The following is a 10,697-nucleotide window of genomic DNA, read 5'->3' as shown; positions in this document are numbered from 1 at the left end:
GTCCAGCAGCGCCACCGGGGTGAACGGCACCCAGTCCAACAACAGCGCCTTGAGCGCCGGTGCGGCCTATGTGTTCGTGCGCAGCGGCACCAACTGGACCCAGCAGGCCTATCTCAAGGCCTCCAACACCCAGGCGGGTGACCAATTTGGCTGGCGGGTGGCGGTCTCGGGCGATACGGTGGTGGTCGGTGCCCCGTATGAGGACAGCAATGCCACCGGGGTGGACGGTAACCAGGGCGACAACAGCGCCTCGTCTGCCGGCGCGGCCTATGTGTTCGTGCGCGGCGCGACCACCTGGACCCAGCAGGCCTATCTCAAGGCATCCAACACCGGGATAGGCGACCAGTTTGGCCTGTCCCTGGCGGTCTCGGGTGGCACTGTGGTGATCGGGACCGATCTGGAGTCCAGCAACGCCACCGGGGTGGACGGTAACCAGAGCAACAACAGCGCCTCCTCGGCCGGCGCGGCCTATGTCTTTCTCACCCCGTTGGCCACGACCGGCTCCACCGCTACGCTGTCCTCCAGTCGCAACCCGGCCGGCCTCGGCGAGCGTATCGATCTCACCGCCACCGTCTCGCCCGCCACGGCCACCGGCACCGTCACCTTTATGGATGGCGCTGCCAACCTGGGGACGGTCATCTTGTCCAGCGGGAGCGCCGTTTACAGCACCGCGGCCCTGGCGGCCGGCGACCACAGTTTCACCGCAGTGTATAGCGGCGACGCGCTCTACGCCGGTGCCACCTCGTCGGTCCTCATCCAGGGCGTCCTCCCGACCTATCCCATCGCTGCCACCGCCAACCCGGCTGGCGGTGGGACGGTCTCCTGTGCCCCCAACCCGGTGCCGCAGGGCAGCGGCAGCACCTGCACCGCCGCGGCCAATGCCGGCTATACCTTCAGCGCCTTTAGCGGCGCTTGCACCGGCGCCGGTTGCAACCTGACCAACGTCACCGCGGCCGCGAACGTTGTCGCCACCTTTACGCTCAACAACGTCAATTACTACACCCTGACGGTGAACCAGACTGGGAGCGGAACGGGGACTGTCGGCGGCGGCGGCGGCTATGCCGCCAACACCCTGGTCACGCCCACCGCCAGCGCGGCCCCCGGTTCCACCGTCACCGGCTGGAGCCCCGCCAGTTGCGGCAACGCCTTCGCACTCACGGCCGACACGACCTGTACGGTGACCTTCACACTTAATGGCAACCTCCCGCCATCGGTGGGGATTGCCGCTGACATGCAGCGGCTGGCCGCCGGTGACGAACATAGCCTGTTTATCGATGCCACCGGCAACCTGTGGGCGTGGGGATATAACGGATGGGGCGAACTTGGTGATGGCACGACCACCGATCGCCCCAATCCGGTCCGTGTGCTCACCGGGGTCAAGGCGGTGGCGGCCAGTTATGCCCATACCCTGGCCATCAAGACCGACGGTAGCCTGTGGGCCTGGGGGGATAATATCTATTACACCCTCGGTGGCAGCCCGAACACGCAGGGCTTGTATGCGCAATATAGTCCGGTCCAAGTCCTGAGCAATGTCGCGGCCGTTGCGGCCGGTTATAACCATACCCTTGCCCTCAAGACCGACGGCAGCCTGTGGGCCTGGGGGGCTAACCCCTATGGCCAACTCGGCAACGGGACGACCACCGCTGGCGTGAATCCGCTCCAGGTCATGACCGGGGTCGCGGCCATTGCGGTTGGTCATGAATACTCGCTGGCGCTGAAGACGGACGGCAGCCTATGGGCCTGGGGGCACAATTGGTTTGGGGAGCTCGGCGACGGCACGACCACGGATCGCTGGATTCCGGTCCAGGTCATGACCGGGGTCGCTGCCATTGCGGCTGGCGGCTACCATACGCTGGCCATCAAGACCGACGGCAGCCTTTGGTCCTGGGGGTATGACTTCTATGGCCAACTCGGCGATGGCACCGCCGGTAGCTCGATAGGTCGCGTAAGCCCGATTCAGGTTCAGACCGGGGTCGCGGCCGTGGTGGCCGGTGATTACGACTCGCTGGCGCTGAAGGCTGACGGCACCCTGTGGGCCTGGGGGGCGAACGATCACGGCCAACTCGGTGATGGGACGACCACGCAACGGCTGTTTCCGGTCCAGGTCTTGAGTGCAGTGGCGGCCATGGCGGGCAGCACCGTGGCGGGTGGCGGCACCTTTTCTCATACCCTGGCGCTGAAGACCGACGGCACCCTCCTGGCCTGGGGTTGGAATCGGTATGGCGAACTCGGCAACGGCACGACCACCGATAGTGCCAGTCCGGGCGCGGTCCGGGGGATTGCCCAGCCCGATTTCGTGGTAACGGGCATGGTCGTTGCGCCCGGCAGCCCGAGCATCAACGGTACCTTCAGCGCCGCTGTCACGGTCACCAACCAGGGCGCGGCGGACGGGGTGCCGGGGAGCCTGCAGGTCTGGGCGGACCAGTCCAGCGCACAGGCCTGCGCTAGCGTCGGGGATCAAGCGGCGATCCTGACGACCCTCGCGGCGGGGGCGAGCACGACGGTGACGGTCGGTGGCCTGCCGGCGGGGGCTGCCGGGGCCAAGACCCTGCGCGCCTTCATCAATAGTGGGTGTTTGCCCGTGGAATCCGATCAGACCAACAACCAAAGCACCCTGGCCTATAGCGTCGCGGTCCCCAATTACACCCTGACGGTCAACCAGGCTGGCGCCGGTTCGGGTACGGTCGGCGGCGGCGGTACCTTTCCCTACAACACGCAGGTTACTCCCACCGCCAGCGCGGCGCCCGGTTCCACCTTCACCGGCTGGAGCCCCGCCAGTTGCGGCAGCGCCTTCGCGCTGACCGCCAACACCATCTGCACTGCCACGTTCACCACCACCTTCGGGAGCTACGCCATCACCGCCACCGCCAACCCCTTGGCAGGCGGTGCTGTCAGTTGCTTGCCCACGGCGGTCGCGTCCGGAGGTACCAGCACCTGTACCGCCACGACCAACCCGGGTTATGTCTTCGCCGGCTGGCGCGGGGACTGCGCTGGCCAAGGCGGCACGACCTGCACCCTGAGCAACATCACCTCAGCCAAGGCCGTCGTGGCGACTTATGTCGATATGGCGCTGGTGGTGCCCAGCCGCGGTGGTTGGCGGGCGCTCCTGGGGCGATGAACTGAGCGCGCGGCGATGGCGGTGGGCACCCTCGCCCTGGCCACGGCGTCAGCGCGAACACGGCCCCGCCGCTGGCGGTGACGTCAAATCAGGATGGCCGATCGATCGAATCGGGCCACTGGCAGCGATTGGGCACAGCACGCAAAGGCGCGTAGCGCGGGGGGAAATCATGTCGGTACGATCTGTTAGGTGTCGTTTTCTACCGCGCAATCGGTACGCCGGGGCCATCCTGTGTTGTTTTGCACTGCTCCTGAGCCTGGCGGTGGGCGACACCCCGGCGCAGACGCCCGCGGCGACCGACGCGGCATTGCGCGCGTGGGTCGCGCGCGATCTGTGGCTGCGGGTGCAAGTGGACTTGGTCCTGCCGGGTAACCCGGCAGTGTCTCGGGACGCGGCCCAAGAGGCCATCTGGCAGGCCGCCCTGGACCAAACGGCGCAGAACGTGCTGTCGGCCTTGCCCGCCGGGTCCTATGACTCGGTGCTGCGGTTGGCTGGCGCGTCCAGTCTCAGCGTGCGGGTGAATGCCGCCGGGCTGGATGGGGTGCTGACCTCGCCCTTGGCGGCGGCGGTCGCTGCGGCGGCCACGGCCGAGCAGCAGCGCATTGCCACCAAGTCTGATGACAGCTTCGCGATCCAACCCGACGGTAGCCTCTGGGCCTGTGGGACGGGCACCCATGCCGAGATCGGCGACGGCTTTCAGAAAGATCGGCTGAGTCCGGTCCCGATCCTGACCGGGGTCGCGGCCGTGGCGGCCGGACTCTGGCACAACTTGGCGCTGGGAACCGACGGCAGCCTGTGGGCCTGGGGGGATAATGGGACTGGCCGGCTCGGTAATGGCACGACAGTCGGTCAGAGCGGCACGAACGCCTATCAGTTGGTGCCCATGTTGGTGCCGCTGGGTGGGGTGACGGCCATGGCGGGCGGTTTTGACCACAGCCTGGCCGTCCAGGCCGACGGTAGCCTCTGGGCCTGGGGTGACAATTATTTTGGCCAGATCGGTGACGGTACAGTCACCCGCCGCCTCAGCCCGGCCCAGATCATGACCGGGGTCGCGGCGGTGGCGGCCGGGTCTCATCACAGCCTGGCACTCAAGACCGACGGCACCCTCTGGGCCTGGGGGGACAATTTCTATACCCAGGTGGGTGACGGCACGGGGAGCAATCGCGTGCTGCCGGTCCAGGTCCTGACCGGGGTGGTGGCGGTGGCGGCCGGTGAGAATTTTTCGATGGCGTTGAAGGGCGACGGTACCCTGTGGGCCTGGGGAAAAAATGGCAATGGCCAGCTTGGCGACGGTACCGCGACGAATCGCCCGCTGCCGGTGCAGGTCATGACCGGGGTCGCGGCCATGGCGGCCGGTTTTAGCCACGGCCTGGCGCTGAAGACCGACGGCACCCTCTGGGCCTGGGGCTATAACGGCTATGGCCAGATCGGCGATGGTACGATTTCCGGTGATCGACTCAGTCCGTTGCAGGTGCTGACAGGGGTCGTCGCGGTGGCGGGCGGTGCCAATCACAGCCTGGCCCGCAAGGCCGACGGCAGTCTCTGGGCCTGGGGGCACAACTTCTACGGTGAACTGGGCGACGGCACTGGAATCGATCGCCTGATTCCTGTTCAGGTGTCCGGGTTTGGTGCGACGACCTCGCGGCCGGACTTCGCGGTGACCAACCTCGCCCTGACGCCCGCCAACCCGGGCGCCAACGCCACCTTCGATGCCACGGTCACGGTGACCAACCAGGGGCTGGCGGCCGGTGCGCCGGGGGCGTTGCAGTTATGGGCCAACCAAGCCGCAGTGGCGGACTGCGTCGGCGTCGGCGACCAGTCGGCCGTGCTACCGAACCTGGCGGCGGGCGCCAGTACCACCGCCACGCTCACCGGCCTGCCGGCCGGGGCGGCGGGTGCCAAGACCCTGCGGGCCTTCGTCGACAGTACCTGCCAGACGCCCGAGAGCGACGACAGCAACAACCAGACCACCACCGGTTACAACGTCGGGACGCTGATTCCCGACTTTGTGATCGGCAACGTCGTGCTGACCCCGCCCAACCCGAGCGCCAATGGCACCTTCAGTGCCGCGGTGACGGTGACGAACCGGGGCTCGGCGGCCGGGGTCCCCGGGGCGCTGCAGGTCTGGTCCAACCAGACCGGCGCGCCGGCCTGCGGGGCACTGGGCGAGCGCTCGGCGACCCTGCCGAGCCTGGCCGCGGGCGCCAGCCAGACGGTCACGCTCACCGGCTTGGCGGCGGGGGCGGCCGGTGCCAAGACCCTGCGCGCCTTTGTCGACAGCGCCTGTCTGACCGCGGAGTCCGACGAGACCAACAATTGGTCGGGTATCCCCTACACCGTGGTGCCCCAGGACCTCGACCTCGCGGTGATCGCGCTCGTGCTCAGTCCGGGGAGCAGCCCGAGTGCCACTACGACCTTCGATGCCGTCGTCACGGTGATCAACCTGGGCACGGCGGCCACGGCGGCCGGGGCGACCCTCCAGGTCTGGGCCGACCAGGCCGCGGCACCGGCCTGCGGTGACGCGGGCAACCAGGCGGCGACCCTGCCGGGCCTGGCGGGCGGCGCAAGCCACTCGGTGACCTTTACCGGGTTGCCGGCGGGGGCGGCCGGGGCCAAGACCCTGCGCGCCTTCGTCGACAGCGCCTGTCTGACCGCGGAAACGGACGAGGATAACAACCAGCGTGCCACGGTCTATCAGGTGGTGGCGCCGGCCCCCAATTTTGCGGTGAGTGCGGTGGTGCTGAGTTCGCTCACCCCGCCGGTCAATGGGACCGTTGCGGCCACCATCACGGTCACCAACTGGGGGCAGGTTCCCGGGGTGGCGGGGACCCTGCGGGTCTGGGCGAACCAGCCCGGGGTGCCGGCCTGTGGCACCGCGGCCGACCAGACCGTCGCCCTGCCGAGCCTGGCGGCGGGCGCCAGTACCACGGTGACGGTGAGCGGCCTGGCGGCCGCTGGACTCGGGGTCAAGACCCTGCGCGCCTTTGTCGACGGCGACTGCCTGACCGCGGAGACCGATGAGGGCGACAACCAGCGGACCCTCGGCTATGCGGTCGGCACGACCGAGATGCAGCGCATTGCCACCAAATCTGACACCAGTTTCGCCATTCAGCCCGATGGCAGCCTCTGGGGTTGGGGGCAAGGCACCCATGGCGAGATCGGCGACGGCTGGAGCAACACCATTCACCCGGGACCGATCCAGGTCCTGACCGGGGTTGCGGCGGTGGCGGCCGGACTGTGGCACAACTTGGCGCTGGGGACCGACGGTAGCCTTTGGGCCTGGGGGGATAATGGGTCTGGCCAGCTTGGCAACGGCACGACGGTGGGTCAGGGCGGCACCAACTCATCTCAGTTGGTGCCCATGTTGGTGCCGCTGGGTGGGGTGACGGCCATGGCGGGCGGTTTTAACCACAGCCTGGCCGTCCAGGCCGACGGCAGCCTGTGGGCCTGGGGCGATAACGCGCGTGGCCAGCTCGGTGATGGGACGCTCGTGCGCCGCCTCAGTCCGGTCCAGGTCATGACTGGGGTCACGGCGGTGGCGGCCGGGGCTTATCACAGCCTGGCGCTCAAGACCGATGGCAGCCTGTGGGCCTGGGGATTCAACTTTTATACCCAGGTGGGTGACGGCACGGCGACTGATGCCTTGCTTCCGGTCCAGGTCCTGACCGGGGTCGTGGCGGTGGCGGCCGGTGAGAATCACTCCCTGGCACTCAAGGGCGACGGCACCCTGTGGGCCTGGGGAAAAAATGGGGATGGCCAGCTTGGCGACGGCACTACGACGAATCGCCCCTTGCCGGTGCAGGTTATGACCGGGGTGGCGGCCATGGCGGCCGGTTTTAGCCACGGCCTGGCCATGAAGACCGACGGCACCCTCTGGGCCTGGGGCTATAACAGCTATGGCCAGATCGGCGATCGTACGATTTCGGGCGGTCGATTGAGTCCAGTACAGGTGCTGACCGGGGTCGTGGCGGTGGCCGGCGGTGCCAATCACAGCCTGGCCCGCAAGGCCGACGGCAGTCTTTGGGCCTGGGGGCACAACTTTTACGGTGAGTTGGGCGACGGCACTGGAATCGATCGCCTGATTCCGGTTCAGGTGTCCGGGTTTGGTGCGACGACCCCGCGCCCGGACTTCGTGGTGACCAATATCGCCCTGACGCCCGCCAACCCGAATGCCAACGGCACTTTAGGTGCTACGGTCACGGTGACCAATCAGGGTCTGGCGGCCGGGGCCCCGGGGGTGTTGCAGGTGTGGGCCGATCGGGCCGCGGCGGCGGACTGTGGCGGCGTCGGCGACCAGTCGGCCGCCCTGCCGAGCCTGGCGGCGGGCGCCAGCGCGACCGTTACGTTCACCGGCCTGCCGGCCGGGGCGGCCGGGGCCAAGACCCTGCGGGCCTTCGTCGACAGCGCTTGCCAGAGCGTGGAGAGCGACGAAAGCAACAACCAGTCCACCCGGCCTTATGCGACCGTCAGTCACGTCACCCTCACGGTGGCGACGGCCGGCACGGGGTCCGGGACGGTCGGCGGTGGGGGGACCTATCCCGCCAACACCCTGGTGACGCCTACCGCCGCCGCGGCGACCGGTTCGACCTTCACCAACTGGAGCCCGAGCGGTTGCGGCAGCACCTTCGCGCTGACGGCCGACACCACCTGCACCGCGACCTTTACGCTCAACAGCTACACCCTGACGGTGAACCAGAACGGTACCGGTGCGGGCAGCGTTGGCGGTGGCGGGACCTATGGCTACAACAGCCTGGTGACACCCATCGCGAGCGCCGCGCCCGGCTCGACCTTTACACGATGGACCCCGGCCAGTTGCGGCAGCACCTTCGCGCTGACTGCCAACACCACCTGCACGGCCACGTTCACCGCCACCCTCGGCAGCTATGTCATCACCGCCACCGCGAGCCCCGGGGCAGGCGGCGCGGTCAGTTGCTTGCCCACGGCGGTCGCGTCCGGCGGTACCAGCACCTGTACCGCCATGGCCAACCCCGGTTATGTCTTCGCCGGGTGGCGCGGGGACTGCGCTGGCCAAGGCGGCACGACCTGCACCCTGAGCAATATCACCTCAGCCAAGGCCGTCGTGGCGACTTATGTCGAGATGGCGCTGGTGGTGCCCAGCCGCGGCGGTTGGCGGGCGATCCTGGGGCCGTGAGTGGCGGGCGCGGCAGTGGCTGTGGGTACCGCAATCCTGGTCAGTGCGTCGCCGCGAACACGCCCCAGCCGTCGGCGGTGACGTCGACTGGTGGGAGAGTCAGCATAGGGCAGGCGAGCAATGCAAAGGATTGGCAAGAGCGCTCAGCCTTGCTATAAATGGCCTCCGCAGAGGCTTACCGTAAGAGTTGCGCCGGGAGCGCGCTGCAATTCTCCCTCACCTATTGGGGGAGGGTCAGGGAGGGGAACGGCCAAGGCGCCCGCCACTTTCATCTTGCGGGGTGGTGCGGGCGCCATGGCCGTTACCGTGAAAGTCGCGCCGGGAGCGCGCGCCAATCAAATCAGGATGGCCGATCGATCGAATCGGGCCACTGGCAGCAATTGGGCACAGCACGCAAAGGCGCGTAGCGCGGGGAGAAATCATGTCGGTTCGATCTGTTGGGCGTCGTTTCCTACCGCGTAACCGGTACGCCGGTGCCATCCTGTGCTGTTTCGCACTGCTCCTGAGCCTGGCGGTGGGCGACGCCCCGGCGCAGACACCCGCGGCGACCGATGCGGCACTGCGCGCGTGGGTCGCGCGCGACCTGTGGCTGCGGGCGCAAGTGGATTTGGTCCTGCCGGGTAACCCGGCGGTGCCCCGGGACGCGACCCAAGAGGCACTCTGGCAGGCTGCCCTGGACCAAACGGCGCAGAATTTGCTCCTGGCCTTGCCCGCCGGGTCCTATGACTCGGTGCTGCGCCTGGCGGGCACGTCCAGCCTCAGCGTGCGGGTGAATGCCGCCGGGCTGGATGGGCTGCTGACCTCGCCTTTGGTGGTGGCGGTCGCCGCCGCGGCCACCGCCGAGCAGCAGCGCATTGCCTCCAGGCTTGAAACCAGCTTCGCCATCCAAACGGACGGCAGCCTGTGGGGCTGGGGGACGGGTGGGAATGGCCAGATCGGCGACGGCGGGCACAGCGTCGTTCATCCGGCGACAAGTCAGGTCCTGACCGGGGTCGCGGCGGTGGCGGCTGGGCAACTCCACACCCTGGTGCTGCGGACCGACGGCAGTCTGTGGACCTGGGGCAATAACGGGACAGGCCAGCTCGGCAACGGCACGACGACTTTTGCTCAGTCAGGCTTCAATTCGGATCAGTGGGTGCCGGTCGCGGTCATGGGCGGGGTGACGACCATGGCGGGCGGTTATTACCACAGCCTGGCCGTGCAGCGCGACGGCAGCCTGTGGGCCTGGGGCGATAACGCCCGTGGCCAACTCGGCGACGGTACGCTCACCCGGCGTCTGAGTCCGGTCCAGGTCATGAGCGGCGTGGTGGCGGTGGCGGCCGGGGCCTATCACAGCCTGGCGCTGAAGACCGACGGCACCCTGTGGGCCTGGGGGGACAATTATCGTGTCCAGGTGGGCGACGGCTCCGGGAGCAATCGCACGCGGCCGGTCCAGGTCCTGACCGGGGTGGTGGCGGTGGCTGCCGGCCAGGAGTTTTCACTGGCGCTCAGGGGCGATGGCAGTCTGTGGGCCTGGGGCGCCAATTGGCTGGGCATGCTCGGCGACGGCACCACGATCGATCGCCCGCGGCCGGTGCAGGTCATGACCGGGGTGGCGGCCATGGCGGCCGGCCGTTTCCATGCCCTGGCGCTGAAGACTGACGGTAGCCTCTGGGGTTGGGGCGATGCCGGGTTTGGCCAGGTCGGCGATGGCACGCAGAACGGCAATCGTCCGAATCCGATCCAGGTGATGACCGGGGTGGCGGCCGTGGCGGGCGGTCTTGGACACAGCCTGGCCCGCAAGGCGGACGGCAGTCTCTGGGCCTGGGGGGCCAATTCATCCGGCCAGTTGGGCGACGGCACGACGACCGCCAGCCTGATTCCTGTTTCGGTTGTCGGGTTTGGCGCCACGACCCTGCGGCCGGACTTTGCGGTGACCAACATCGCCCTGACGCCTGCCAACCCGGGCGCCAATGCCACCGTCGATGCCACGGTCACCGTCACCAACCAGGGCCTGGCGGCCGGGGACCCGGGGACCCTGCAGGTGTGGGCCGATCGAGCCGCGGTGGCGGACTGCGGGGGCGTCGGCGACCAGTCCGCGGTTCTGCCGAGCCTGGCGGTGGGCGCCAGTACCACCGTCACCCTCGCCGGCCTGCTGGCCGGGCCGGCCGGGGCCAAGACCCTGCGGGCGTACGTCGACAGCACCTGCCAGACGCCCGAGAGCGACGACAGCAACAATCAGACCACCACCGGCTATAGCGTTGGGACGCTGATTCCCGACTTTGTGATCGACAAGGTCGTGTTGGCCCCGCTCAACCCGAGCGCCAACGGCACCTTCAGTGCCGCGGTGACGGTGACCAACCGGGGCTCGGCGGCCGGGGTGCCTGGGGCGCTGCAAGTCTGGTCCAACCAGACCGGCGCGCCGGCCTGCGGGGCCCTGGGCGAGCG

The 10,697-nt window shown here is 68.4% G+C and carries 3 protein-coding genes; all 3 read left to right on the top strand.

Annotated features, from left to right (window positions below):
* The coding region (locus QZY44_RS18725) for an Ig-like domain repeat protein (RefSeq protein ID WP_295449705.1) at positions 1 to 3,118 on the top strand (3,118 nt) is incomplete at its 5' end.
* Positions 3,119 to 3,287: 169 nt separating this feature from the next.
* Entirely contained in the window at positions 3,288 to 8,270 is a 4,983-nt protein-coding gene (locus QZY44_RS18720; protein WP_295449702.1) for a CARDB domain-containing protein, read from the top strand.
* A gap of 421 nt (positions 8,271 to 8,691) precedes the next feature.
* A partial coding sequence (locus tag QZY44_RS18715) for a CARDB domain-containing protein (protein WP_295449699.1) occupies positions 8,692 to 10,697 on the top strand: 2,006 nt, incomplete at its 3' end.

Source organism: uncultured Thiodictyon sp. (assembly GCA_903837595.1).
Lineage (GTDB): Bacteria > Pseudomonadota > Gammaproteobacteria > Chromatiales > Chromatiaceae > Thiodictyon.
Note: the sequence above shows the minus strand (reverse complement) of the source record. Positions and strands in the feature narration are given on the sequence as shown.

Excerpts from the sequence above, each read along its gene's own strand:
- QZY44_RS18720 (WP_295449702.1), top strand. The coding sequence starts at position 3,288 with ATGTCGGTACGATCTGTTAGGTGTCGTTTTCTACCGCGCAATCGGTAC.